The sequence below is a fragment of the Psychrilyobacter atlanticus DSM 19335 genome (assembly GCF_000426625.1).
Taxonomy (GTDB): domain Bacteria; phylum Fusobacteriota; class Fusobacteriia; order Fusobacteriales; family Fusobacteriaceae; genus Psychrilyobacter; species Psychrilyobacter atlanticus.
In genome coordinates, this window is record NZ_KE384548.1 from 400,675 (window position 1) to 426,594 (window position 25,920).

Below are 25,920 nucleotides of genomic sequence, written 5' to 3' on the forward strand. Positions count from 1 at the left end.
TCAGCATTTTAAGAAAAAAGGAGAACATTATGAAAATATTATTTGTAAGTAGTGAGGCACACCCCTTTGCCAAGAGCGGAGGGTTAGGGGATGTAGCATACTCCCTTCCTAAAGCCCTTGTTAAAACCACAGATATCAGGGTGATTATGCCTAAATACACAAGTATCCATGATAGATATCGTAGTGGAATGAGATTGGTATCTAAGTTTACAACTAATGTATCTTGGAGGGAAAAATATGTAGGTCTTTATAATATGAAATATGATAATATTCCATTTTATTTTATAGATAATGAAGGTTATTTTAATCGTCCAGATGCCTATGGGTATTTTGATGACGGAGAACGATTTGCGTATTTTGCTAGAGCAGTAATAGATTCTATTGAACATATGGACTTTATACCTGATATAATCCATTGCAATGATTGGCAGTCAGCTTTAATTCCTGTGTTTTTAAGGGCTTTTTATGGAGACAAATATAAAGATATAAAGGTGGTATATACTATACATAATCTTAAATTCCAGGGTGTGTATAGCAAAAATACACTTCACGATATCCTAGGTTTGAGTGATTATTATTTTGATGAGGAAAGATTAAAGTTTAACGACGCAATTTCCTATATGAAAGGGGGAATCACTTTTTCTGACTATATAACTACAGTGAGTGATACGTATGCCAATGAGATAAAATATCCTTTTTTTGGAGAGGGTCTTCACGGTCTTTTTCAAAAGTTAGATTATAAAGTTACAGGAATAGTAAATGGTATAGATTATGAGACCTTTAACCCTAGAAAAGATAAGGAGCTTTGCACTAAATATGGGATCTCTACAAGAGTAAAAAAAATAAAGAATAAACTGGCTTTACAGAAAGAATTAGGACTCCTAGAGAGTGAGAGTATACCAGTTATAGGGATTGTAACACGGCTTACAGGGCAAAAAGGTTTAGATCTTATAGCACATATATTAGAAGAATTATTAGTTCTAGATGTACAGCTGGTTGTATTAGGAACTGGAGATATTCAATTTGAAGATCTATTTAGATATTATGCACATATATATCCATCTAAATTATCAGCAAATATTACTTTTGACAGTGCACTAGCTAAAAAAATATATGCTGGATCGGACATATTCTTGATGCCGTCATTATTTGAACCGTGTGGATTATCTCAATTGATTTCTATGAGGTATGGAACTATCCCTATTGTAAGGGAAACAGGGGGATTAAAGGATACTGTTATTCCATATAACGAGTTTGAAGAGACAGGAACAGGCTTTGGATTTAAAAATTATAATGCTCATGAATTGTTGGAAACCTTAAAGTATGCTTTAAGTGTCTATGAAAAGAAAGAAAAATGGGATAAATTGGTTAAAAATGCCATGGAAAGAAAGAGCAGCTGGGCAAATGCAGCTAAAGAATATAAGAAGATATACAAAGCTCTGATAAATAAAAAATAGAGGAAAGATAGGAGAGATATTATGAATATTACAAAAGAAAAGATCCTATCTGATTTAAAAAAAGTGGCTATGATAATGTTCACAAAGGAATTTGTGGATACATCTAAGGAAGATCAGTATAAGATATTTGCCACAGTTATAAAGGGGTATCTTTCAGAAAATTGGTTGGAAAAAAATGAAAATTATAGGATTGGAAAGGAAAAACAGGTATATTATTTTTCTTTAGAATTTTTATTGGGAAAGATGACATGTACTAATATAATTAATTTAGGTTTAGAAGAACTATGTATGGAAGTTATGGATGAATTGGGGTTAGATTTCAAGGGATTTGATAAATATGACGCTGAACCAGGTCTTGGAAATGGTGGATTAGGAAGACTAGCGGCTTGTTTTTTAGATTCTATGGCATCTATAGGAATACCAGGACATGGATGTGGTATAAGGTATGATTATGGCTTATTTGAACAAAAAATAGTAAATGGAGAGCAGATAGAAGGGCCTGATAATTGGTTAAAAAATGGATTCGTTTGGGAGACTAAAAAAAGTCATCAGTCTAAAAGGATAAAATTTTATGGAGACATAACTTTAAAAGAGTTAGGGGGATGTTTAACTCCTGTTCATACGGGGTATGAAACAATCCTAGCGGTTCCCTATGATGTACCTATTGTAGGTTATAAGAATAAGGTTGTAAATAATCTGAGATTATGGAAAGCTCAAATAGAAGGTAATGATTTTGATTTTAATTCCTTTAGTTATGGTACTTTTTCAGAGTTAGATGAAAAGAAAAGAAACGCCGAGGCTATTTCAAAACTGTTATATCCAGATGATACCACTGAAAGCGGTAGATTACTTCGATTAAAACAGGAATATTTCTTTGTCAGTGCCGGACTCCAGAGTATAGTGGACTATAATTCTAAGAAAGGAATTACACCGAATGAATTTCCTAATACCTTCAGCATACAAATAAATGATACCCATCCTGCTCTTTGTGTTGCAGAGTTTATGAGGATTTTAATAGACGAAAAAAAAGTATATTGGGATGAAGCTTGGGAAATCACAAAAGAAGTGATGTCCTATACCAATCACACTATTTTAACTGAAGCTATGGAAAAATGGGAGATAGATAAAGTTCAACAATTAATACCTAGAGTATATATGATAATTGAAGAGATTAACAGAAGGTTTTGTGATGAAGTTTATCAAAAATACGATGATTGGGACAGGGTTATGGAAGTTGCGATTATTAAAGATAGACTAATAAATATGGCACATTTAGCTATTGTAGGAAGTCACTCTATAAATGGAGTCTCAAAGTTACATACAGAGGTCTTAACAAAAAAAGTACTGAAAAACTTTTATGAATTATATCCGGAGAGGTTTAATAATAAGACTAACGGAATAACTCATAGGAGGTGGCTTTTAAAGTCAAATAAAGCACTGACAACATTGATAGATGAGATGATTGGATCTAGTTGGAAAGATGACCCTAATCTTTTGGAAAAATTAACTGAATTTTCAGAAGATAAAAATTTTTGTGAGAAGATAGAGGGAATAAAACTAGAAAATAAAAAAAAATTAGCTGAACTTATATGGCAAGAAACAGGGATAGAGGTTGATATTAATTCTATCTTTGATACCCACGTAAAGAGGCTCCATGGGTATAAAAGGCAGCTTTTGAATATTTTGCATATAATATATTTATACAGAGAAATACTTGAAAATAAAGATTTTACAATGCATCCAAAAACATTTATCTTTTCAGCAAAAGCAGCACCGGGTTATTATTTAGCTAAAAGAATTATAAAATTAATTAATTCTGTAGGAAAGTTAATAAATAATGACGATAGAATCAATAAATTTATAAAAGTAATATTTATTCCAAACTATAGTGTGAGTAAAGCTCAGATAATAATCCCTGGAAGTGACCTAAGTGAACAAATATCCACTGTTGGGATGGAAGCTAGCGGGACATCAAATATGAAATTTATGATGAATGGAGCCTTAACTATTGGGACTTTAGATGGAGCAAATGTTGAAATAAAAGAAGCTGTAGGAGGAGAAAATATATTTATTTTTGGATTAAATTATAAGGAATTAAAAGAAATAGAGAAAAAACAATCTTATAATCCAATAAAATTTTTAAAAGAAAATCCTAAAATAAATAAAATTGTAGAGATGCTCCGAGATGGGACCTTTGGAGGAGATTTTTCAAGTATATACAGCCACTTAGTAGATGAAGATAGATATTTTGTTTTAAAAGATTTTAACTCCTACTTAGAGACTCATAAAAAGATAGATGGTATTTACCGTGATCGCGACAGATGGAATTCAATGGTAGTTAAAAACATTGCAAAATCTGGTCATTTTTCTAGTGATAATACCATAAGAAAATATGCAGAAGAAATTTGGAAGATATAAAGAAAAAACCTGATTTTAAATCAGGTTTTTTTAATTTCTAAAAGAGATTTTATTGTTTTTCGAGTTCTAATTTTCTTAAATTCTCACCACTCATAGTGTAGATAAGTCCCTTCCCAAGCTGCATAATTTTATCTGACAGCCGTTCAAATTTTTTGCTTAAAAGGAGAATGATGGATCCGCCTACAATATTTTCAGGACTTTCCTTCATAAAATCGATTATCTCGTTTACAACTTCTACTCTCATCTCATCTATCTCTTCGTCAGAAGCCAAAAGAATATATATTTTTTTTTCATCTTTTTCTATAAAAGCTTTCATATAGGTTTCAAATATGTCGTTAACTTTTTTTGCCATCTCCTCAATTATATAGAGGTGTTCCTTTGCACCATTACCGTGTTTATGGAGCTTTCTCATAAGTTTGAGATTGTTTTTTAAAAGATCTCCCATCCTCTCTAACATCTTAACACAATCTATGAAGGTTAAGAGGGCTCTCAAATCTCTTGCTGCTGGCTGGAATCTGGCTATAGCTTGGATAGAGTCTTCCTTTATTTTTACTTCGCAGGAATTTATCCTATCTTCAACTACCTTTGCCTCGCCGTAGAGTGATTGTATAAAGACTCTTTTTTCAAGCATCTCCATATTGATTTTAAAAAGTCTGTCTACATTTTTAAACATCTCAATAAATTCTTTTGTTAGTTCATCAATTCTTTCGTGAAGATTTTTCATTTTCTCCTCCTTATTTTTTAGAAGTTTCACTCCTATTTTTCATATTGTTCTATCCAAATTTACCTGTGATATAATCCTCTGTTTTTTTGTTGTCAGGATTGGTAAAGATCTTTGCAGTTTTATTGAACTCCTCCACTATACCCTGATAGAAGAACCCGGTATATTCAGAGATTCTGGCTGCTTGCTGCATATTATGAGTCACTATGATTATAGTGTAATCCTTTTGAAGCTTTCTTATGAGCTCTTCTATCTTAGCTGTAGAGATAGGGTCTAGTGCAGATGTGGGTTCATCCATGAGAAGAATCTCTGGCTTTACTGCAATGGCCCTGGCTATACAAAGTCTCTGCTGTTGTCCCCCTGAAAGGCCGAGAGCAGATTGATGGAGTTTGTCTTTTACTTCATCCCATAGAGCCACTGCCTTTAAACTCTCTTCTACAGTTTGATCTAAGATTATTTTGTTTTTTTCCCCATGAAGTTTTGGACCATAGACAATATTTTCATATATAGTTTTTGGAAATGGGTTTGGTTTTTGAAAAACCATTCCAATTTTTTTTCTGAGTTCAACAATATCATATTTTTTGCTGAAAATATCATCCCCATCTAATTTAATTTCTCCCTCATATTTTGATATATCTATGAGGTCGTTCATCCTATTTACCGATCTTAAAAATGTAGATTTCCCACACCCAGAAGGGCCGATAAGGGCTGTGACTTTATTTTTATAAAAATCCATATTAACATCTTTTAAAGCTTGAAATTTACCGTAATAAAAATTAAAGTTTTTTACTTCCAGCCTAAGTTCATTATTGTTCATTTTTTTCCTCCTAAAATTAAAGCTATATTAAATATATGAAATCTACCTCTGTTTAAATTTTGTTCTTACATATGCTCCTAATACATTGAATCCAACTGTTATTGACACCAGGACAAATAATGTTCCATCCATATTAGCCTTTGGCATATTAGGAACTTGGGTAGATATTACATACAGGTGATATGGCAGTGTCATAGCCTGATCCCAGATACTTTCAGGTAAAAATGGTAGATAGAATGCTGCTACAGTAAACATTATAGGAGCGGTTTCTCCTGCGGCTCTAGATATACTCAAGATAACACCTGTAAGTATCCCAGGTGACCCTGCAGGAAGAATAACTTTCCATATGGTTTCCCACTTGGTAGCACCTAATGCTAGGGAAGCTTCTCTTAAGTGGTTAGGTACCGCCAATAGGGATTCTCTAGTAGCTGTAATGATTACTGGTAGACACATTATTCCCAATGTGAGAGAACCGGCTAAGATAGAAGCTCCCATCTTCATATATATTACGAAGAAGGCCATACCAAAAAGTCCATATATGATACTCGGTATCCCAGCTAAATTAACTATTGTAAGGTTGATAGTTCTTCTTATCCAATTGTCTTTAGAATATTCTACAAGGTAAACACCTGTAAGTATTCCAAATGGTACAGATACAACTATAGTTCCCAATGTAAGGTACAGACTTCCAATGATTGCTGGTAAAATTCCTCCTGCCCTCATCCCATCTTTTGGAGCCTGGCTTAAAAAATTCCATGAAATAGCAGGAACTCCTGTAAAGATTATATATCCTAAGATAAGAACTACTGGAAGTATAGAAAGTAATCCTATAGTCTTTATGAAACTTTCTATTATTTTTTCTCCTTTTCCCTTTAGTATGCTCATTATTTATCTCCTTTTAATATTTTTATTTTCCCATTGTTTTTCTAGATTTATGTATAAAGTGATCGGCTATTGTATTAGTGGCAAAACTGATAGCAAATAATATAAGGGCTACTGCGAAAAGTGAGTAATAATGAGTACTGCCCTGAACTACTTCTCCCATCTCAGCAGCAATAGTAGCTGTAAGTGTTCTTACTGGTGAAAGGATGCCAGAATCTAAGATAGGTGCGTTACCTGTTACCATAAGTACCGTCATTGTTTCACCGATGATTCTTCCAAATCCCAACATAATCCCAGCAAATATTCCTGGAAAAGCTGCCGGTAAAATAATCTTAATGATGGTTTCTAACTTATTTGCCCCTAAGGCTAAAGATGCTTCTTTGTAAGAATTATCAAGAGCTCTGATGGAATCATCCGATATACTTACCATAGTAGGTATCGACATAAAGGCTAATAATATACCCCCTGTAAGTGCAGTGAGCCCTGTATTTAACCCAAAGAATTCTTTGATAGGGTTAGAAAGAACATAGAGTCCTATATAACCCAGTACAACTGAAGGTAGAGCTGCCATGGTTTCTATAAGAACCTTAAGTCTTTCTCTCGTTTTTGAAGAAGCATATTCAGCTATATATATGGCTGTAATAATACTCAGGGGTACAGAAATACCTAATGCCACTAAGGTCACCCAGAAACTTCCCATAAATAAAGGAAGTAATCCATATTTATCAGAAAGAGAGATCCATTCCTTTCCTAAGAAGAAGTTTCCTATAGGGAAGCTGGTAAAAAACTTCATACTGTTTGTAAAAACAAAGAAGAATATTAAAAATACAATTATTATGTTAAATCCTGCTATCCCGAAGATACTATTCTTCATAAGTAAATCTTTAGTTTTTCTTATATTCATTATTCTGTCTCCTTATTTATAATTATTATCTTAAATTTATAACCGACATTTATTTTCAGTTATAAATTTTAAATAATAGAACTTTTTACAATAATCCCTGTATTTAGACAGGGATTATTGAATTATGTATCTATTTATTTAAATTATTTAGCTGGTACAAATCCTTCTGATTTTACAATTTCTTGTCCCTTTGGTGAAAGGGCAAATTCTACTAATTTAGCTTCGTCACCTTTTCTGTCTCCATCAACATACCAGTAGATCTCTCTTGCAATAGGATAACTCTTATCTGCTACATTTTGGAAAGAGGGTTCTATTCCGTCGACAGCTACTTCGTTAACAGAATCTTCCATATATCCCATACCGATATATCCTATGGCATATTTATTAGATTTTACTTCTTGAAGTATCGCTTGATTCGAAGGCATGTATAGTGTTTTAGTTCCATACTCTTTAGTACTTTCTTTTTTACCGTTTCTGACAATTGCTTCTTTGAAGTAAGAGTGTGTTCCTGAAGAAGAGTCTCTAGATAAAACGACAATCTCAGCGTCTTCTCCTCCTAATTCATTCCAGTTAGTGATTTCCCCTGAGAAAACTTTTCCTAATGATTCTTTATCTAAGTCTGCAACTTTATTATCGTGGTTTACAATAACAGTAATTCCATCAAATCCAAGTACAATCTCCTCTATGTTGATACTACTTTCTTTAGCTTTTTGCAGTTCCTTTTCTTTTATAGATCTAGAAGCCATTGCGATATGAACTGTCCCGTTTAATTTTGCTGCTATACCAGTTCCAGATCCTCCCCCTGTAACTGCAATCCTTGCTCCTTTATTTTCTTTCATGAATTCTTCTGCAATGGCCTGAGAGGTATTTAATATTGTATCTGAACCCTGTAATTTAATTACCTCTGATTTAGTTTTTCCCTCTCCACATGCTACAAAGAGTAGTAATGATGCACCTAATAATATTTTCTTTAACATTTCATAACCTCCCAAATTTATTTATTTCTTATATTTAGAAGTTTACGATATCTGTGTAAAAATAATATTTATATGGAGTAAAGATCGTGTAAAAATAAAATTACAGTGTAAAATTATTGTAAAAAATCAACGTGGTGTTACAGCCAAATAAGTATAATTTTGTATAAAAAAAAGCTATCCTAAGATAACTTTTTTTGAAATATTCTATCCTCTAAGTCTTGCAGGAGAATCAATTACCAAGGTAACAGGACCATCATTTAAAAGATCCACCTTCATGTCGGCACCAAATTCACCACTTTCTACATGAACTCCTAATTTTTTACATCTATCTATAAATTCTTCATACATAGGAATAGCTTTTTCTGGTCTGGCAGCATCTGTAAACCCTGGTCTTCTTCCCTTTTCACAGTCACCATAAAGGGTAAATTGTGAAACTATTAGAAGGCTTCCGTCTACATCGGTCAAGGAATTATTCATCTTTCCATCCTCATCTTCAAATATTCTAAGTCCTATGACTTTATTAACCATCCACTCTAATTCCTTCATATTATCATCTACGTGGATACCTAATAACAGTAATAATCCATTGTCTATTTTTCCAATTACACTTCCTTCTACTTCTACACTTGCCCTTGAAACTCTTTGTAAAACGACTCTCATATCCTGTTCCTCCTAGTAATCTTTCAAAAATTTATGATTAAAGCTATTATTTTTGTATTTGAAATATTTCCTCTAATTTCTTAGCTACTCCATCGTCTGTATTGTTTCCAATAACTTCTAGATGCGGTAACGTTTCTTTTAGTGTCTGGCTTCCGTTTTCCATTATGAATCCTTTTCCTACCAGTCCTAACATCTCTAAATCGTTTAATCCGTCACCAAAGGCTATTGTTTCTTCAATTTTGATATCTTCTAATTTTAAAACTTCTACTATGGCAGTTCCCTTAGATACATCTTTGGCCATTACTTCCAAACAGATAGGGAGTGACATAGTTACATTAAGCTGATCAGGATAAAGTCCCTTGATTTTTTCTTCTAATTGCGACATTACCTTTGGATCTTCGTGAAGGTAGAAAAACTTAGTAATTTTGGTATTTTTTAGATCTTCAAAATTAGCTAAAGTATAGGTAAACCCAGATTCAGTATGAAATTCTTCCGTCCACTGAGCTTCTTTTTCTGTATACCAATGATCTCCAGCATATAGATTAACGTAAATTTCCTCATCTAGTTTAAGATCGATTATCCCTCTTGATATAGATAGGGGAAGATCTCTAGCTAAGATCTCTTTATTTTCTTCATCATGGACTCTAGCCCCGTTAGAGGTAATCATAATGCTGTCTAAATCCAATATTTTTTTTATAGCTAATACATCGGTATGGTGTCTTCCAGTTGCGATGAAAAATTTAACCCCACTATCGATGATAGATTTAATAACTGTTTTAGTATAGTCTGAAATTTTATGTTCTGAATTTAAAAGTGTACCATCCAAATCAGAAATAACTGCTTTATATTTCATAAGTATAATCTCCTTTTTTTCTTATTATTATAGCATAGATTGGTCTAAAAAAATCTAGCCTTTAACCTTGTTAAAAATAAAAAAAGAAATCCAAGAAACTCTTAATTAATTTTAGGAGTTTTTTTGTGGAAAAAATCACTAAATAATGGTATTATTTATCTATTGAATAAAGATTTATAGGGGGATTTATTTTGAATATAGAAAGAATATTAAATAAAGAAAAATTAGATCGAAGTGATTTGATCGACTTAATGAATACAAGTTCAGCAGAGGATATAGAAAAAATATTCAAAAAAGCTTATGAAGTTAAGTTAGAAAATATTGGGAATAAAGTTTATTATCGTGGACTCATAGAAATCAGTAATGAGTGCATTAAAAACTGCCTTTATTGTGGAATTAGACGAGACAACGATAATGTTGAAAAATTTAGAATGACCAAAGAACAGATCTTAGAAGGGGCTAAGTGGATATATGAAAATAACTATGCATCTATAGCTATTCAAGCTGGAGAGAGGTGTGATGAAGAATTTGTTAACTTTATTGAGGACGTTGTAATTGGAATAAAAGAGATTTCTAACAATAAATTGGGGATTACTCTATCCCTCGGGGAACAGACATATGAAACTTATAAAAGATGGTACGATGCAGGAGCTCATAGATATTTACTTAGAATTGAGAGCTCTAATAAAGAGATCTATGAATCTCTTCACCCAAAAGATCCTCTTCACAATCATGAGACTAGAATAGAATGTCTAAGAGACCTTAGAAAAGCTGGATATCAAGTAGGTACGGGAGTAATGATTGGTTTACCAGGTCAGACTACAGAAGATTTAGTGGATGATATATTATTTTATGAGAAGATGGATATAGATATGATAGGTATGGGGCCTTATATCCTTCATGATGATACTCCCATGGGGAAAAAGGAAAAAAATAATATCTTAGATAAGAAAAAAAGAGTGGAATTAGGGTTAAAGATGATAGCCTTGACGAGAATCTACTTAAAAGATGTTAATATCGCAGCAACTACTGCTCTTCAGGGATTAGATCCTCTTGGCAGAGAGAAAGGATTAAAAGCGGGAGCTAATATTTTAATGCCTATTACAACTTTAAAAGAGCATAAGGCTAAATATCAACTTTATAACAATAAACCATGTATAGATGATAATGCTGATCAGTGTAAAAGTTGTCTAGGAAAGAGGGTTGAAAGTGTAGGAGATGAGATTATTTATAACAACTGGGGAGACTCTCCACATTTTAAAAAGAAACTGCTTAAATAACTTAGTTTAAAAGATATAAGAGAAATTAAAAAGAGGAAAGTTTAGAGTATATCTAGCTTTCTTTTTTTATTGTCTAAGAAATTATAAAAATCTGAATAGTACTTGTTTGGATGAAACGTTATATTGCTTTTTTATTGATAATTCTGTTTTTTAAAAGACTTTCTTTTTATTAGACAGTAAAGAATATTATGGGTAAATAAAAAAGCTGCTATTAAAAGCAGCAATAAATTTATTTGAAATGACGCACCTAATAGGCATTATTTAAACCTATTTCTATTCATTAAACCCCCATTTTTATTAGGGTTTAATATCAATATTTTACGCGTTTTTTTGAGAAAATTATTTTTTGTCCCCAAACTGTCCCCACGGGATCAATATTTTTAGTATATAATTTGACTCAATTTCTACCTCTAAAGTAATTAAAAAAGATCCTAATTTTTTTAGGATCTTTTATTAGTTTCTGGGGCTTCAAGCACTCTAGTGAGTGCTGTAGTTTAGACCATTTTAAACCTCTATTATTATACTTTTATTTTTCATCCAATTCATTTTCTATTTCCTCTATACTAGGTAACGAGGACTTCAATTCTTTAGGTAAGTTTTGTGTTAATTGATATTCACTAATCCCCATAGGTTTATTTATGTCTTTTAAAGAATACTCTACAACTGTATTATTTTTAGACTGACAAATTAATAAACCTATAGTTGGATTATCTAATTCTTCAGCGAGTAAATCATCGACTACTGACACATAAAAATTTAATTTACCTGCATATTCAGGCATAAACTTACCTGTCTTTAACTCTATAACTAAATAGGAACGTAATTTTATATGGTAAAAGAGTAAGTCCATATAAAATCATCACCATTTACTGTTAATTTATATTGTCTCCCTACATAAGAAAAGCCAGATCCTAGTTCTAATAAAAATTTGGTTATATTTTCAACTAAAGAATCCTCTAACTCTCTCTCGTTGTAACCCTTTGTAAGAGTCAAAAAATCAAAACAATAGGGATCTTTTAATGTTTGTATAGCCAAATCAGAATGGATATCAGGAAGTTTTTCTTTAAAATTAGTTATCGCAACACCTTGTCTGGCATATAGATTGTATTCAATTTGATTCATCAAAACATTTCTAGACCAATTATTTTCTATTATTCCGTTTATGTAAAAAATAGCTTCTTCTATATCTTTAATTTTTTGAATAATCAGTATGTTATGACCCCAAGGAATTTGAAATATTCTTTCTATTTTAAATTGCGAAACAACTTGTTTCGTAATTTCATTTTTGAATATCCAATATTTATACCACTTTCTCATATGTTCTAAATTCCTTATAGAAAACCCTTTGATATTAGGGAATTCTTTTTGTAGATCTTTGCTAATTTCTTTTATAAATCCACTTCCCCATTGTTCGATTTAGTTTAATTTTTTAAATTTGATTTTTTAAAATATTAATGGCAAACTTGAATTGGTAAAACTAAATAATAAATGTGGTGTGAAATGATAGTTAGAAAATTAAAAGATACAGAAGCTGAACAAGTTAAGGATTTATTTTTATATTATATTGATCAAGTTAAAGATCTTGAGATTATCTCACTAAGTAAATTTAGAGAAATTTCTAATAATGGTTTGGTTTATTTAATGCATTCAATTACGGAGCATCAGAGTCCATCGTATAATGATACACTAAAAATTGATGACATAAACTAAAAAACTAGGGCAATCAGCCCTGATACAAAATAACTGCTAGATCATTTTTTATATCCACATATTCAATATAAAATTGATTAAAAATCAAAATCTAAGGAGGTTTTCTATGAATAAAACTATTTTGATTCTTACTTTGTTAATATCTTTAAGTATGAACACTTTTTCGTCATCATACTCTCCTAAAATTGAGGAAGTAGCAAGAGGACAGGGTATCATATGGGCTTTTGATTTTCTGCCCGGGGGTAATATTTTATTTACAGAGAGGGAGGGAAGATTAAAACACCTTGATCTGGAAACGAAGGAGATCACTGAAATAACTGGGATACCAGAGGTTGAAACTGTGGGGCAGGGGGGCTTACTGGATATCCATATAGATAAGAAGCTTCAGGTGTTTTTAACATATTCAGCTAGGGATTCAGAAGCAGGTCTTACCACTGCTGTCTACAGTGCCCGATGGGAAGATATGAAGCTGGTGGAGGGAAAGACTATATTTATAGCCACAACGAAAAAAAACAATGAGGGCCGGCACTTTGGGAGCAGGATAGAGGAGAGCAGCAGGGGAAACCTCTTTATCACAGTAGGTGACAGGGGAGAGAGGGAGTATGCACAAGAGCTAGATTCCCACCAAGGTAAGGTCCTCAGGATAACCAAAGAGGGAGAAGCAGTGAAGGATAATCCTTTTACCAAAAGAAAGGGTACCCTCCCTGAAATATATAGTTACGGACATAGAAACTCCCAGGGAATCTTCTATGACAGGAGTAAGGATGAGCTCTGGATAAATGAACATGGACCCCGTGGCGGAGATGAGATCAACTTAGTAGAACCTGGGAAAAACTACGGCTGGCCTGTGATTACCCACGGACGTGAGTACTGGGGACCTAGTATCGGCGTGGGAACTGAAAAGGAGGGAATGGAACAGCCTCTCTATCACTTCACCCCGTCCATTGCCCCTTCAGGTCTTTTTATCTATAGCGGAAAGATGTTTAAAGATTGGAAGGGAAGCTTTTTCTCAGGAGCCCTTAAACTGACACATCTAAACAGACTTTATGAAGAAGATGGTAGCTGGAAGGAGGAGCGGATAGATACTTTCGGAAAGGAACGGGTACGGGCTATAAAAGAGGCTCCAGACGGATCGATTTTTGTGGGTACAGACTCTGGCAGGATTATCCGTCTCTTCTTCTAGGGACTCTTTCTACAACATTATTTTCTCTATTTTTGATTTTTTTCATACTAAGATGAAATATCAAAAATCAAAAAGAGGGTGACCCTTTTGGATCACCCTCTTTTTAATTAATATTTTTTATTGTATAGTGAATAACACTAAATTTATAGTGTGATTATAAGTTTGATTCTATTCGTTTTCTTCTTCTTTTTTATTTATAGTAATAGGATCACCTGAATTTGTATTGTCTAAAAGTATATCTTTAGATATTTCCTCTGTTGTCCCATCTGGATGAGTAATTGTTAAATTAACACTGTCTTGAGCACTCTTTATTAGGCGTACATTTTGTACTACGTATGTACCGTTTCCAGTTGCTCCATTTTTTACTGCTCCCGATGTCAGTTCAAAATAGGAAACAGGTTCTGTTATTTCAAAAGAATATTCATCTGAATACGACCCTGAATCTCTATAACTGCTCTGTGTAGCGATTGCTTCTCCATTTTTATCATAGGCAGTAATGTTTACTTGAGTAGCGTTTCGACTATTTTCATCAAACCATGAACCTAATCCATCTAGAGTAAAAATAACCTTATTGATATCTTCTCCGTCTACAGCTATTTGTAATGAGTTATTTTTATTTAGTCCTGAGCTAAGATTAGTAGACCCTATTCCATTTCCTTGAGCCCCTGCTCCATTAAATTCTTTTAAATTTCCATTAGCAACTGTAGTAGTAACAATTGTTCCATCCTCTAATATTAATACTGCTTCATTTCCGGTGACGCTTCCCCAATCACTTAACTTAGCTTCATCTCCATCTGCAGTTCCTATATTTATTTGATTTGCATTCCCTGAAACATTATCTGAATCTGGAATATATCTTATTTCTGTATCTGATGAATAGACCTCTCCATCTACAATATCTTCCCATTTTCCATCTTCATTTTTAAATTGTAATTTTCCATAAGATAGACTATCACTACTATTATAAGTTAATTTAGATATAGCCGGTGTTTCTCCACCCCATATTTCATATTCTTCATCTTTTGTATATGCTCCATCTGGTAAATTAGCGTAGATTTCTCCTTCATCCTTATTATATACCCAACCACCCACATTACTTCTTGAATAAGTAACTTCAGAATTAGCTTTATGACTAACCCCTTCTTTATCTGTAAATGAAGGGGTAGGTTCAATACTGTAAGCTTTCAATAAACCTGGATTTAATTTATCATATAAATTTGGGAACTCATCTAAGAGAGATTCGTCTAAAGATAACCGAGATCTGATTACTCCTAAATTATGTTGTACTTTAGCTACTGTACCCTTTCTCATTTCTTTTATTAATTTTGGTGCAACAGTTCCAGCGAGAACACCGGTTATAGCTACTACAATTAATACTTCAAGTATTGTAAATCCTTTTTTTAAATTATGTTTCATAAAATCACCTCAATATATATATTGAGTATACCATAAACAATAATCAAATATAAAGTTCAAATAAAAGAACGCTAAATTTATAGTGTTTTTCTAAGTTTGACTCTATTAATTTTTAAGTGAAAGTTACAAAAGTGTTATTTTGAAACTTTCATATTGTTTTCTTCATCTTTCCCCAAACAATTAAAATATCTGAAATTAATATCTTTTCAATCCTAGCCCACCCCTACAGTTTGGTAAATTCTAGTATATGAGGTTATATATTGACTAACAACCTTACGTAGTGCTATAATCCTTTTGTAATAAAGGTTAAAATGGGATAATGATGAGTAAAACAATAAGAGATAGTAAGGCGGTGAACGATTCATTGATAACAACAGTAAAAGACCAAGGAGTGACTTTGAAAATATTTTATTGTTTAATAGAAAAATTTAATCAACAATACGAGTACGAGCCTTTACAACTAACAAAATCAGAATTATGGGATTTATGCGGATTAACAGGGGAGTATAATAGTAAAGATATACATAAATTAATAGAAGTATTGACGAGATCTGAAACTTATAATTTAAAAGGCAAAAATATCATTAATGGGGCTATATTTGTTATTGAAATACTAGCTAGTGGAAATATAGATATACATATACCAAAGCCATTTAGAAAACATTTATCTTATGAAAGAGATATGAAATTAATGACTAAAGCAAAAAAGAGAGAGAGAATGACTATTGAGGGTTTAGATGATTACGATAGAGAAGTAAAAATGAAATCTAAAGAATTAGTTTTATTAAATAAAGCACATATTTTAGGGCTTACAGGAAAATATAATATAAGGCTTTACACTCTTTTAAAGCAATGGGATAAAATAGGTAGATATGAAAAATCTTGGGGAGAATTTAAAAACATAATGGAAGTACCAAATAGTTATAAATCTAGTGATATAGACAAGCATGTTTTAAATAAAGTTAAAACAGAACTATTAAAAGCAAATATAAAGATCACCAAGATAGAAAAGATAAAAAAAGGTAGAAGTATAGATAAAATAAGAATATTGTTTAAAACTGTTTAAGGAGGTTGTAAGATGAAGTGGGATAAATTCGAGAAAATGTGCAAAGACAAAATTACTAGAAAAGAGCAGAGAGCTTTAGTAAAGAAGGCGGTTGATGAAATTAAAAAAGATGAAGAGAAGATGATAATAATAGTGTTAGCTAAAGCGTTGAGTATAAATCTCAAGAATAGATAGTTAATTTATAGATTTAAAGAAAAAATCTATAAATTAAAATCCTGGCATTCCTAGTTAATAAAATGTACTTTTGTTAACTAGGGATCATAATGGGGAAATAAAGATATTAGTTATTAAAGTCATTCTTTAAACATAAAAACAAATTCTTATTTGTTCTAGTAAATAAAAAGCACACTATTTTTTTTTAGTGTGCTTTTTAACATTATTTTTACAATATTCGGATATTTAATTCTTCAAATATTCATTAAATATTACGTCACCTATTTGAACAATAGCTTCATTTCTCTCAACAAATGTTGCATCCGTTTGAGTTAAATAGACACTGATAATTATAGGAGTTCTATCTTCAGACCAAACTACTGCTGTTATACCTCGAGAGCCATACCCTCCGGCACCTGATCTGTCTGCAATAAGATATTTTTTAGGAAGAACCGCTCTAAAGAGGTTATCTGCGACCTTATTATCCATCATCCATTTTTTTAGTTGCTCTTTTGAAGTGTTAGATAATACTTTTCCATATAATAATTTATTTAGGGTTTTTACAATAGCCTTTGGGGTTGTAGTATCACGTTCATCCCCTTTTAAAGCTTCATTAAGTTCCGGTTCTATTCTATCTATTCTAGTTGTAGTATCACCTATTTCTCTTAAAAATTTAGTTAATTCTTGAGGACCCCCTAAATTTTCTAACATTATATTTGCAGCGGTATTGTCACTCATTGACATAGCTGCTGAACAAACTTCATTTAATTTCATTGTCTCACCTACAAACTCTTTTGTAACTGGAGCATAGCTAAGAATTTCATCCTCATGTATACTTATCTTTTTTTCTAATGATAACAATCTTTGATCTGTTTTATATAAAATATTTGCCGCTGCTAAAGTTTTAAATGTACTCATCAATGGAAACCTTTTGTCACCATTATACTCTGATATTCTATGATCTTTAGTATCATATACAGCCACACCAACATTTGCACCTAGCCTTTTTTCTACCGCAGTTATCTCTTTGATAACTACATTAGGAAGTTTATTTGCAAACGTAATTGAATTTACTAGTAACATACAAACTACAGGAATAAATTTTACTATTTTCTTTATCATACTCTTCTCTCCTTCATATATATTTTTCATTGTTATATTATAATAACAATGTTTTAAGAGGAGTTCAAATTTTTTATAATCAAACTAAAAAAACTAAATTCTAAACATACTATTTAATTTTCAATGTCCACCAAAACAACTCGCTTATAGAATTTGCCCTTCTAAAAACCTTAAACTGAAATAATTTAGTCTTATGATTCCATGGCGCTATCTTAAATTCTAATCCTTTTCCTTTGAGTTTAAATCCTCCAAACACAGCGACACCTTATATTTATCCAGTTCACTGTCTATCTGATCATTGGAGGTCAAATAATCACGGACAAAATTCAAAGAAAATCCAAAGAGAAGTGAAAAAAACTACTAAGAGAACATTAAATGTTAATATAACTCTTCTTAAATAGTGTCTATTAGAGGTTGTAAGCTTTCAAATCATAATAAAATTATGGTATATTTTATTATAGGAAAAAATCACCTACATAAATGTAGATATATAATTTTTTATCTATTATTAACAATTAAAAAGGGCATAGAAAGAGGAGGAGATTAAATGATATTATTATGGACTAAAGAAAACTGCATTGCAAAAATAAAAATAAAAAATTTAGGGTATGATACTCTTCACGTCACTTCTTTTGAGAAAATGATTGAATTACTTAGAAATAATCCAACAATTAATTTGCTTATAATTGATGTCGATTCATTTGATAATGTTATAATTTTTCTAGAAGAAATTTTAGCAATTAAAAATATTCCTATTATATACCTTACGTCAAAACACGAAAGATCTTTGGATGAAAAATATAATAATACTGCTTGTTATGGATATCTCTATAGTAATTCTAATAATTTTGTTTTTGATTCTACAATTAAAATGGCTTTTAGTTTTTTTGAAAAAAACAAAAAATTAAAAAAGTTGGAAGGACAGTTAAAAAAAGGTGAAATAGAATATCAAAATATATTTAAAAATCATCACGCTATAATGTTAATTATAAATCCTAAAACTGGGGATATCATTCGAGCTAACCTTGCCGCTAGTAATTTTTATGGATGGAGTCAGAAAGAACTAAGGAATATGAATATAAGAGATATAAATACGCTAACTAAAGAACAAGTTAAAGCTAAGATGCAATTAGCAAATTCAAAAAATAAAGCCCAATTCTTCTTTAAGCACAAATTATCTGATGGAACTATTAAGGATGTTGAGGTGCATTCAGGATCAATGATGATAGAAGGGAATAAAATGCTTTTTTCTATTATTTACGATATAACCGAACGTAAACAGGCTGAAAAAAAAATTAAATACTTTGCTTACTTTGATTCATTAACAAGTTTACCTAATCGTAAAATGTTTTCTGAAAAATTAAATCAAGCAATTTTGAATTCAGAAAAAAATAATTTAAAATTTGCTCTTTTTTTCATGGATTTAGATTCTTTTAAAAATGTTAACGATTCCTTTGGGCATCTTATAGGAGATCAACTTCTCATTAACGTCGCAAAACGTCTAAAAAAAAGTCTACGTAAAGATAGTAAAATATTTCGTTTAGGTGGAGACGAATTCGCAATAATTGTAGAGGACATTACTACCTATCAAAAGATTTCTATAATTTGTAATAGAATACTTAAAGAATTAGAAAAACCTTTTATCCTTAACAATAACGAAGTGTCTTCTTCTGTCAGCATAGGTATTTCTATTTATCCTGATAATGGGTTAGATGCTAAAACTATTTTAAAAAACTCAGATAAAGCAATGTATAACGTAAAAAAATCTGGGAAAAGGGGATATAAATTTTATTCTTCAGAGATAATTTAAATTTTTCTTTATTTATAAATTTTTTTCATATTCTTCAAATTATTTTATTAGCTAGAGTAATTATTGAATAAATTAGAATAGAAAATAAAAAAGATCCTAATTTTTTAGGATCTTTTATTATTTGAATTTTCATAGTTCTTCTTTAAAAAAGTCCACAATCTGTAGGCTTTTATTTTTAGAATAAAATAGATACCATAGCAAGTATCGTTATGAACCTTTAAGTTTAAACATTTAAATACTTCTTTTTTCTAATTAGGCAACAAGTTATTGCACAATTGTAGATCAATAAAGATAAAAGTTTCTCATGTACTTTTTATTTTAGGATAATGCATTAACTTTTCTAATTTTTTAAGGTATAATGAGTTGATTTTCTTTTATAAAATTCAAAATGATTTTTTCTTGATTATTTAGTATTTTCCCAGTACTTTTGAGTTTTCCAGTACTTTCGTTTCTAAATAATCTAACTCCTACAAAATCATTTATCTCTTCTATAAATGGCTCTTTTAACCCTGCTTTTAAACATGATATTCTAAAAAATAAACTTCACGATTATTTATACTAGATTCTCCAACTCTAACAACTTTAGCTCCGAGCTTAGAGTAGAAATTTACAACTTCTGGAGTAGCAACTAGAGAAAAAGAAGCAATAGATTCTTTTTTACAATAAGAAATTAAAAAATACCACATTATTTGCCCATATCCGCTACCTATCAAGTTAGAAGATATATAAAAATGATTAAGAGTTTTACTAAGAGTTTCGAGAGAAAAAAAGCCTAAAATATTTAAAGAATCTTCTAAAATTAGGACATGATTATTTTCTATATATTTTTCTGTCACTGAATACTGTTCTTTAAATATATCAAGAAATTCTTGCCCAAATCCCCAGTAACCTTCAGAAGAAACAGCTAAATTTGTTAAGAATTTTGCTTCAGTTGGTATAGCTAGCCTAATATTCATAATATCAACTCCCATAAATACATTTAATATTTTATACCTTTATTAAAAAAAATATCAAGAACAATTAAGAATTTGTTTCTAGATTTAATGATTGTTTCAATTTAAAAAATAATAAAAGATCCTAATTTTTTAGGATCTATACTTAACTTTCATCTTCTACTATCTTTTTTAACTCTTCTTTAGAAGGGAGGACTGTATTATATCTACTAGCAAAAATTTGTGTGTTATTTTCAGGGAGAGTTATCTCCACCAAAGTATCATTTTTATTCTTACATATAATTATTCCAATAGTTTTATTTTCATCCTCTAATTTTACATATCTATCATAATAATTTACATACATTTGCATCTGTCCTATATCCTGGTGTTTCAATTTTCCTATTTTTAAATCTATAACTACAAAACATTTTAATATTCTATTATAAAATACTAAATCTACAAAAAAATGTTCTTCATCAAAAGTAAATTTTACTTGTCTACCTTGGAATAGAAACCCTTTTCCTAATTCCATGATAAATTTTTCTATATGGTTTATAATAGCCGTTTCAAGATCATTTTCACTATATTTTGTCAAACCTTCCAAACCTAAAAATTCTAAAACATATGGATCTTTCACTAAATTTTTAGGTTTTTCAATTAATTGCCCTTGTTTTGACAATAGTTTTATTTCTTCTTTATCACGACTAAGTACTAACCTTTCATACAATCCTGTATCAAACTGTCTTTTAAGTTCTCTCAAACTCCAATTATTATTAGTCGATTCTATCTCATAGAAATTACGTTCCTCTAAACTGTCTATCTTGCATAAGAATATATAGTGGGACCAACTCAATTTGAATTGGGCAGACAGTGTCTGCCCAATTGAATATTTTTGATAAAACATTCTCATTTGTTTTAAATTTCTCTCTGAAAATCCTTTTCCAAATTCTAAAGTTAACTTTTTAGAAAGAGTTTCTAGTAATTTCTTTCCGTATTCAGCTCTCTTTTTTCCTTCTTGCTCCTCCACTACTATCATCCTACCTATTTCAAAATAGGTGTTAACCATAGCACTGTTTATTACTTTATTTACATTTTTTCTAGCTTGTTGGAGTAACTCAGAGATATTTTGATAAATATTATTATTTACGTTTACTCTTTCATTTTTTTTTTTGATTTCCATTTATTCCTCCAATCTGTCATTTCTTAATTAATTTTATATATTAACTTTTAGCATAAATTTATATTGTCTTTTTAAGCTCTATTTTCTTACTGTCTCAAATGGAAGTTATAAAAGGGTTATAGCCTGCGCCTTTGCCCTCTCTAGCCTCTTACTAATATGATTTATAGTCTTAATATCATCATTAATCATCTTACTAAACTCTCTTATTTGAGTATCTGATACTTTGCTGATATCTGGTATTATTATATTCCTATGTTCATCATACATTGTCACGCCCTGTATCGTATAACCTTCTTTAAAGTCCTTATGACCCGCTAGTACTATGGTAGTAAGATGTATATCATCTCCACTTCTATCTAATATTAACTTAATTTTAGATTCCTTAGGGATATTCTTGAAATTATTTTCAAAATACTTTTTATCATCTTCTAACCTTGTTTCCTTATCTCTATCATCAGTGTGAAGTTTTATAATACTCATTAGTAATTCATCATTCTCTACATAGTCATAAATACTTGAAACACTATCCTCTAAGACTTTGAGTTCTACTCCCATCGTCAGAGTAGAAATTAATAATAACCCCATTAATATTTTTTTCATTCCTTAACTCCCTTTTTTTAATTACTTTATTGCTCTTAATTATAATCTTTACTTAATATATTTGGTATTGAGGTTAAGATTAATACAATCTATATATTAAGTTCTTTTTTTACACTTTCTAAATTATAATCAATCATTTTCTTATAGCCTAAAAATTCTTCTCTTAACTCCTCTTTGAAATCTTTATAAAAATTATTCTTAAATTTTATAAAAACATATTTTTTAAATTTCTTTGTTCTGTATAATTTTCTTTTATAAGCATCTAAATCTATAAGAACTAATTCTCCTTCACTATTCAGTAAGGCTCCGTCAGTATTATAATCAGTTGGGTATATTTTGTTTTTTAATATTATTAAAAAGTAGTCAAAAAAAGTCTGAAGAAGTTCCTTAGTATAACCACATTCGTGCATATGAATCCCTGCTTTTTCAGTTACATATAATGATTCTCTCTCAAAAAAAGAAGTTTTATTTATCGAAGTAGCCAAAGCTTTTGCATGTGGTATGTGTATTTTATTTAATTTGTTTGAGATATATTTATAATGAACTACAGGATCTTTTTTTAAACCAAAAGCAATGGGAATTTTTCTCCGACCATAGGATCTATATTTTTTGATATAGCAGGTTAATCCATATATATTTTCTACATAAACATTTTTTTTATCTCTGTCATTACTAATACACCTCTTGTTTTTTAATTCTTCATAATTAAAATAACTCTTAAAATAACTCTCTGGCAGCATCTCGAACCTCCTTTAAATAAAACTTTATTATTAATTTATTTTAATTTTACATTAGTTAGCAGATTTTTAATAGATACTTTATTAAAAAAAATTAATTTTAGTCCTAGAAATAATCTGCTATTAATAGTATAGTAATTATAGAAACAAATAAAATATTAGGAGGTTTAGAAATGAAAAGAGTTAAAATTTTATTAGGAATGTTATTTTTGTTATCTAGTATGTCATTTGCGACTGGATTTCAATTTAACGCAATGGGGAGTCAAATGCCAAAATCTGAAAATGTCAGTGGATTAAGATTAAATTTGCTTTATGGTAAAACAACTAATGTAACAGGATTAGACTTTAATCTAATTGCTTTAGGTGAGACTGAAAACTTCAAAGGGTTACAATTTGGACTTTTAGGCGCTAACAAAGTAAATAATTCATTTACTGGTGTTGGATTAGGTATTGCTAATTTACATAATGGATCATCGACTGGTGCTCTTTTAGGGTTAGTTAATATGAGTAATAATGTAAAAGGTGTACAATTAGGAACTGTTAACTACTCTACTGGAAGATCTACTGTAGATCTTGGATTAGTAAACATTTCTCAAGGTGCAGCTTTCCAAATGGGATTATTTAATATGACTAATGATCTTACTGGTGTACAATTAGGTTTAATCAATATGGCAAAAACTGGATTTTTACCAATATTTCCATTCATTAATATCGATGGAAGATTATTCTAGAATTAAAAAAATAAAGGTATCTCTAATTAATTAGAGATACCTATTTTTTAATAACTGTTTAATAGATTTTATCTGTTATATTTTTTTCAACATAATTAAAAAAATCATTGTATCTAAGCCTTCCCGAGACATTAGCAGGAATAACTGCTGTTCCATTTTCTCCTTTAATATTTCCTCCTCCTAAGAATGTATCTTTTCCATAGAGAGGGTTTTCAGGAGAGATAGGTAAAGAAATATGTGCTAATGAAAAAGTATTTTTAGACCATTTAAAGTCTAACTCATTATTCATGTCAATTTTTTGTCCATTACTATACTTTATCAGTTCAACCTTTTCTGTTTTATTCACCATATTACTCACCACTATAATATCGCCAATAATTTTAGATTCTTCTATTTCTTTTTCAAAGTTAATCTCTTTGATTTTAGATTCATATAAATCACTGTATTTTCTGTTAACATCAAAAATTGTAAGTTCATTTTTTTTATTCCTAATTTCCTCCAATACCTTAAATAGTTCTTGAGAGTCTACTGTAGCATCTTGAATAGACGTATAAGAATAAATTGGAGGTAAATCAGCTTTTTCGTTTTTACTAAGTTTTGAAAGGTTTTTTCGCGACTCTTTTATAAGAGTATATACCTGAGCTACAGAATTTTTATCAAAAGAATTATACTTAGCCATATCATATTCTGGATAGATATCTATCCATGCAAATTTATTTAACCCAGGAATCTTACTTACTAAGATATCTAAAAATACATATTTAGCCAAAGGGTCAATCCCCATTGCAGGGGAAAGCCAAAATACTCCATCTGGTCTTGGGAGTTTTTTGTCCTTACTTATGTCGTGGGTAATATATTGCAAAGTAGCGGTTGCTCCTGTGGAGAATCCCAACATATAGAATTTATAATTCTTTATTCCCTGAATTTTATTTTTAACTATTTTTGCTCCAAACTTTGCAGTTTTTGAAAAATCTTTCCAGTTTAAGTTTAGAAGTTCGCCAGGATAAGTTCCATGATAGGGATATCTTAAAGCCAACACATAATATCCCTTATCATAGAAAGTTTTTGCCATTTCTCTCATAGAATAAGGTGAACCTGTTAATCCATGAAGCATTAAAATTCCTCCCTTTGGATTTTTAGGCATCATCTCAAAAGATAGGTTAACATCTTTTTCCAAATGGCCATAAGGGGAACTTTGTGAGCCTCTAATGTATCTATTATAAGACCCCTTCTTTTTTATTTCAACTTCCTTATATATTTCTTCTAAAAATTTTTTTTCATCTGCTAAATAACTTTCGATATCACTATATTTGTCATAATCTAACTCTTTTACCTTACTGATTTTATGCCATGGCATAAGTTTTAAATTACTTTGTCTGTCTAAATATGCTCTTAAGATTTGAACTGTTATTAAGAAAAGCATTAATACAATTAACATTTTAACTATCAATTTAAATTTTTTCATATATAGCCTCCTAGCTTTTTCACGTTCATTCGATACCCGTATAATTATACATATATCTAAAAAGTGAAGATAAATCTTTGTTCACTTATATATATTCACAAAATTTAATATACATTTATTATCTAGATATTAATTGTATATTAAATTTTGAAAAATGATTAGTATCATTTGTGTCATTTTGATATATTTTTATTTGCAAATTTTTATGACCTGTATTCATTATAAGTTGTTCTTGAATTTTAGTTCTATCTACAGTATTGCTAAAGAATGGCTTTATAATAAAAAAGTTAATATAGCCATATGTAAATAAAATTAAAATAATTACCCAAATTGTTTTTTTCATATGTCCTCCATTTTAATGCACAACTTTATTAAGTTACGTATTAAAATTAACTAAAATGTTAAATTAAAGATAACTGGTAGTTATACTTAATATAAATATAGATTCTATAAGCTTTATAAGTCTATAGTTCTGTAGAATTGTTATTTTAAAAAAAATATATATAGCAATGATAACAACCGTTATCATAACAGGTGTTATTGTAACATAGCTTAGCTTAAAATAAAATTAAATAAAATTAATTCTTTTTTATTTTATTTTAGTGAAAAGAATGATTTTAAAGCTTTTAGAACCATATAAGAATGAAAAACAATTAGATGAATCAATTATAATGAAAAATTAATGTTAAATGACAGAAAAATATTTATTTAATTATCCTTTTTTCTCATTTCTTCTAATATTTTTCTTGCTATAGAATACTTAAACAGTTAAAAAAAAATAAAAAGTAACATTAAATATTATACAGCTAATATTGTAATCGCACACATTAGTGCCTACGTTTT

24 protein-coding genes and 1 pseudogene are annotated in these 25,920 nt (G+C 30.2%); 9 read left to right on the forward strand and 16 right to left on the reverse strand.

Going from position 1 to position 25,920, the window contains the following annotated elements; translation table 11 throughout:
* Positions 1-29 precede the first annotated feature (29 nt).
* Both glgA and K337_RS0113700 read left to right on the forward strand, forming a co-directional pair.
* On the forward strand, positions 30-1,457 hold the full coding sequence (gene glgA / locus K337_RS0113695) for a glycogen synthase GlgA (RefSeq protein WP_028857106.1): 1,428 nt from the start codon (positions 30-32) through the stop codon (positions 1,455-1,457).
* A gap of 21 nt (positions 1,458-1,478) precedes the next feature.
* A complete protein-coding gene (locus tag K337_RS0113700) occupies positions 1,479-3,875 on the forward strand; it encodes a glycogen/starch/alpha-glucan phosphorylase (protein ID WP_028857107.1) in 2,397 nt (798 codons plus the stop codon).
* A gap of 49 nt (positions 3,876-3,924) precedes the next feature.
* Here K337_RS0113700 and K337_RS0113705 read toward each other — a convergent pair whose 3' ends face one another.
* The 7 genes from K337_RS0113705 to K337_RS0113735 all read right to left on the reverse strand — a co-directional run bounded on the left by K337_RS0113705 (position 3,925) and on the right by K337_RS0113735 (position 9,689).
* The gene (locus K337_RS0113705) at positions 3,925-4,599 is read right to left on the reverse strand and encodes a phosphate signaling complex PhoU family protein (protein ID WP_028857108.1); all 675 of its coding nucleotides are present in this window, start codon (positions 4,597-4,599) and stop codon (positions 3,925-3,927) included.
* A 49-nt stretch (positions 4,600-4,648) separates the two neighbouring features.
* Entirely contained in the window at positions 4,649-5,413 is a 765-nt protein-coding gene (gene pstB, locus K337_RS0113710) for a phosphate ABC transporter ATP-binding protein PstB (RefSeq protein ID WP_028857109.1), read from the reverse strand.
* Between the two features lie 42 nt (positions 5,414-5,455).
* Positions 5,456-6,298: a phosphate ABC transporter permease PstA gene (gene pstA / locus K337_RS0113715; RefSeq protein WP_028857110.1), complete on the reverse strand. Its 843-nt coding sequence runs from the start codon at positions 6,296-6,298 to the stop codon at positions 5,456-5,458.
* A 22-nt stretch (positions 6,299-6,320) separates the two neighbouring features.
* Entirely contained in the window at positions 6,321-7,199 is an 879-nt protein-coding gene (gene pstC / locus K337_RS0113720) for a phosphate ABC transporter permease subunit PstC (RefSeq protein WP_028857111.1), read from the reverse strand.
* A gap of 143 nt (positions 7,200-7,342) precedes the next feature.
* Positions 7,343-8,176, reverse strand: a complete 834-nt coding sequence (locus tag K337_RS0113725) for a PstS family phosphate ABC transporter substrate-binding protein (RefSeq protein ID WP_028857112.1) — start codon at positions 8,174-8,176, stop codon at positions 7,343-7,345.
* A 204-nt stretch (positions 8,177-8,380) separates the two neighbouring features.
* The gene (gene dtd / locus K337_RS0113730; RefSeq protein ID WP_028857113.1) at positions 8,381-8,836 is read right to left on the reverse strand and encodes a D-aminoacyl-tRNA deacylase; all 456 of its coding nucleotides are present in this window, start codon (positions 8,834-8,836) and stop codon (positions 8,381-8,383) included.
* A gap of 46 nt (positions 8,837-8,882) precedes the next feature.
* Positions 8,883-9,689, reverse strand: a complete 807-nt coding sequence (locus tag K337_RS0113735; protein WP_028857114.1) for a Cof-type HAD-IIB family hydrolase — start codon at positions 9,687-9,689, stop codon at positions 8,883-8,885.
* Between the two features lie 191 nt (positions 9,690-9,880).
* On the opposite strand from K337_RS0113735, the gene hydE reads away from it, so the two are divergent.
* Positions 9,881-10,969 carry a [FeFe] hydrogenase H-cluster radical SAM maturase HydE gene (gene hydE, locus K337_RS0113740; protein WP_028857115.1) on the forward strand — a complete coding sequence of 363 codons (1,089 nt, stop codon included), beginning with the start codon at positions 9,881-9,883 and terminating at the stop codon, positions 10,967-10,969.
* A 526-nt stretch (positions 10,970-11,495) separates the two neighbouring features.
* Here hydE and K337_RS20200 read toward each other — a convergent pair.
* Positions 11,496-12,385: pseudogene (locus K337_RS20200) on the reverse strand (PDDEXK nuclease domain-containing protein).
* 84 nt (positions 12,386-12,469) lie between these two features.
* Between K337_RS20200 and K337_RS0113750 the strand changes: the two are divergent.
* On the forward strand, positions 12,470-12,679 hold the full coding sequence (locus tag K337_RS0113750; RefSeq protein ID WP_028857116.1) for a hypothetical protein: 210 nt from the start codon (positions 12,470-12,472) through the stop codon (positions 12,677-12,679).
* 106 nt (positions 12,680-12,785) lie between these two features.
* Positions 12,786-13,862, forward strand: a complete 1,077-nt coding sequence (locus K337_RS0113755) for a PQQ-dependent sugar dehydrogenase (RefSeq protein WP_037029942.1) — start codon at positions 12,786-12,788, stop codon at positions 13,860-13,862.
* A 168-nt stretch (positions 13,863-14,030) separates the two neighbouring features.
* Here the strand turns inward: K337_RS0113755 and K337_RS19345 are convergent, their stop codons facing one another.
* The gene (locus K337_RS19345; RefSeq protein WP_028857118.1) at positions 14,031-15,278 is read right to left on the reverse strand and encodes a type II secretion system protein; all 1,248 of its coding nucleotides are present in this window, start codon (positions 15,276-15,278) and stop codon (positions 14,031-14,033) included.
* 322 nt (positions 15,279-15,600) lie between these two features.
* On the opposite strand from K337_RS19345, the gene K337_RS0113765 reads away from it, so the two are divergent.
* Both K337_RS0113765 and K337_RS19940 read left to right on the forward strand, forming a co-directional pair.
* Complete coding sequence (locus K337_RS0113765; protein WP_028857119.1) at positions 15,601-16,344, forward strand: replication initiation protein; 744 nt, start codon at positions 15,601-15,603, stop codon at positions 16,342-16,344.
* A gap of 12 nt (positions 16,345-16,356) precedes the next feature.
* Entirely contained in the window at positions 16,357-16,518 is a 162-nt protein-coding gene (locus tag K337_RS19940; protein WP_156877383.1) for a hypothetical protein, read from the forward strand.
* A gap of 225 nt (positions 16,519-16,743) precedes the next feature.
* On the opposite strand, the gene bla is transcribed toward K337_RS19940, so the two are convergent.
* Complete coding sequence (gene bla, locus K337_RS0113775; protein WP_084140902.1) at positions 16,744-17,619, reverse strand: class A beta-lactamase; 876 nt, start codon at positions 17,617-17,619, stop codon at positions 16,744-16,746.
* A 547-nt stretch (positions 17,620-18,166) separates the two neighbouring features.
* Here bla and K337_RS0113785 point away from each other — a divergent pair.
* Positions 18,167-19,429 carry a diguanylate cyclase domain-containing protein gene (locus K337_RS0113785; RefSeq protein WP_028857121.1) on the forward strand — a complete coding sequence of 421 codons (1,263 nt, stop codon included), beginning with the start codon at positions 18,167-18,169 and terminating at the stop codon, positions 19,427-19,429.
* A 515-nt stretch (positions 19,430-19,944) separates the two neighbouring features.
* Here K337_RS0113785 and K337_RS18580 read toward each other — a convergent pair.
* The 4 genes from K337_RS18580 to K337_RS18585 form a co-directional block, all read right to left on the reverse strand.
* Entirely contained in the window at positions 19,945-20,385 is a 441-nt protein-coding gene (locus K337_RS18580) for a GNAT family N-acetyltransferase (protein ID WP_051251795.1), read from the reverse strand.
* Between the two features lie 142 nt (positions 20,386-20,527).
* Positions 20,528-21,544, reverse strand: a complete 1,017-nt coding sequence (locus K337_RS0113795; RefSeq protein ID WP_028857122.1) for a PDDEXK nuclease domain-containing protein — start codon at positions 21,542-21,544, stop codon at positions 20,528-20,530.
* Between the two features lie 105 nt (positions 21,545-21,649).
* A complete protein-coding gene (locus K337_RS0113800) occupies positions 21,650-22,144 on the reverse strand; it encodes a hypothetical protein (protein WP_028857123.1) in 495 nt (164 codons plus the stop codon).
* An 89-nt stretch (positions 22,145-22,233) separates the two neighbouring features.
* On the reverse strand, positions 22,234-22,884 hold the full coding sequence (locus K337_RS18585) for a hypothetical protein (RefSeq protein WP_051251796.1): 651 nt from the start codon (positions 22,882-22,884) through the stop codon (positions 22,234-22,236).
* A gap of 170 nt (positions 22,885-23,054) precedes the next feature.
* Here K337_RS18585 and K337_RS0113810 point away from each other — a divergent pair, with 170 nt between their 5' ends.
* Positions 23,055-23,612 carry a VC2662 family protein gene (locus K337_RS0113810; RefSeq protein WP_028857124.1) on the forward strand — a complete coding sequence of 186 codons (558 nt, stop codon included), beginning with the start codon at positions 23,055-23,057 and terminating at the stop codon, positions 23,610-23,612.
* Positions 23,613-23,670: 58 nt separating this feature from the next.
* On the opposite strand, the gene K337_RS0113815 is transcribed toward K337_RS0113810, so the two are convergent.
* Together K337_RS0113815 and K337_RS0113820 are read right to left on the reverse strand one after the other, a co-directional pair.
* Positions 23,671-25,077, reverse strand: coding sequence for an alpha/beta hydrolase (locus tag K337_RS0113815; RefSeq protein ID WP_028857125.1), 1,407 nt, complete (start codon positions 25,075-25,077; stop codon positions 23,671-23,673).
* A gap of 118 nt (positions 25,078-25,195) precedes the next feature.
* Positions 25,196-25,420 carry a hypothetical protein gene (locus K337_RS0113820; RefSeq protein ID WP_028857126.1) on the reverse strand — a complete coding sequence of 75 codons (225 nt, stop codon included), beginning with the start codon at positions 25,418-25,420 and terminating at the stop codon, positions 25,196-25,198.
* Positions 25,421-25,920: the final 500 nt, after the last annotated feature.

Bases quoted from the DNA above. Each gene is read 5' to 3' on its own strand.
- glgA (WP_028857106.1), top strand. From the start codon at position 30: ATGAAAATATTATTTGTAAGTAGTGAGGCACACCCCTTTGCCAAGAGC.
- K337_RS0113700 (WP_028857107.1), top strand. From the start codon at position 1,479: ATGAATATTACAAAAGAAAAGATCCTATCTGATTTAAAAAAAGTGGCT.
- K337_RS0113705 (WP_028857108.1), bottom strand. From the start codon at position 4,599: ATGAAAAATCTTCACGAAAGAATTGATGAACTAACAAAAGAATTTATT.
- pstB (WP_028857109.1), bottom strand. From the start codon at position 5,413: ATGAACAATAATGAACTTAGGCTGGAAGTAAAAAACTTTAATTTTTAT.
- pstA (WP_028857110.1), bottom strand. From the start codon at position 6,298: ATGAGCATACTAAAGGGAAAAGGAGAAAAAATAATAGAAAGTTTCATA.
- pstC (WP_028857111.1), bottom strand. From the start codon at position 7,199: ATGAATATAAGAAAAACTAAAGATTTACTTATGAAGAATAGTATCTTC.
- K337_RS0113725 (WP_028857112.1), bottom strand. From the start codon at position 8,176: ATGTTAAAGAAAATATTATTAGGTGCATCATTACTACTCTTTGTAGCA.
- dtd (WP_028857113.1), bottom strand. From the start codon at position 8,836: ATGAGAGTCGTTTTACAAAGAGTTTCAAGGGCAAGTGTAGAAGTAGAA.
- K337_RS0113735 (WP_028857114.1), bottom strand. From the start codon at position 9,689: ATGAAATATAAAGCAGTTATTTCTGATTTGGATGGTACACTTTTAAAT.
- K337_RS0113750 (WP_028857116.1), top strand. From the start codon at position 12,470: ATGATAGTTAGAAAATTAAAAGATACAGAAGCTGAACAAGTTAAGGAT.
- K337_RS0113755 (WP_037029942.1), top strand. From the start codon at position 12,786: ATGAATAAAACTATTTTGATTCTTACTTTGTTAATATCTTTAAGTATG.
- K337_RS19345 (WP_028857118.1), bottom strand. From the start codon at position 15,278: ATGAAACATAATTTAAAAAAAGGATTTACAATACTTGAAGTATTAATT.
- K337_RS0113765 (WP_028857119.1), top strand. From the start codon at position 15,601: ATGAGTAAAACAATAAGAGATAGTAAGGCGGTGAACGATTCATTGATA.
- K337_RS19940 (WP_156877383.1), top strand. From the start codon at position 16,357: ATGAAGTGGGATAAATTCGAGAAAATGTGCAAAGACAAAATTACTAGA.
- bla (WP_084140902.1), bottom strand. From the start codon at position 17,619: ATGATAAAGAAAATAGTAAAATTTATTCCTGTAGTTTGTATGTTACTA.
- K337_RS0113785 (WP_028857121.1), top strand. From the start codon at position 18,167: ATGATATTATTATGGACTAAAGAAAACTGCATTGCAAAAATAAAAATA.
- K337_RS18580 (WP_051251795.1), bottom strand. From the start codon at position 20,385: ATGAATATTAGGCTAGCTATACCAACTGAAGCAAAATTCTTAACAAAT.
- K337_RS0113795 (WP_028857122.1), bottom strand. From the start codon at position 21,544: ATGGAAATCAAAAAAAAAAATGAAAGAGTAAACGTAAATAATAATATT.
- K337_RS0113800 (WP_028857123.1), bottom strand. From the start codon at position 22,144: ATGAAAAAAATATTAATGGGGTTATTATTAATTTCTACTCTGACGATG.
- K337_RS18585 (WP_051251796.1), bottom strand. From the start codon at position 22,884: ATGCTGCCAGAGAGTTATTTTAAGAGTTATTTTAATTATGAAGAATTA.
- K337_RS0113810 (WP_028857124.1), top strand. From the start codon at position 23,055: ATGAAAAGAGTTAAAATTTTATTAGGAATGTTATTTTTGTTATCTAGT.
- K337_RS0113815 (WP_028857125.1), bottom strand. From the start codon at position 25,077: ATGAAAAAATTTAAATTGATAGTTAAAATGTTAATTGTATTAATGCTT.
- K337_RS0113820 (WP_028857126.1), bottom strand. From the start codon at position 25,420: ATGAAAAAAACAATTTGGGTAATTATTTTAATTTTATTTACATATGGC.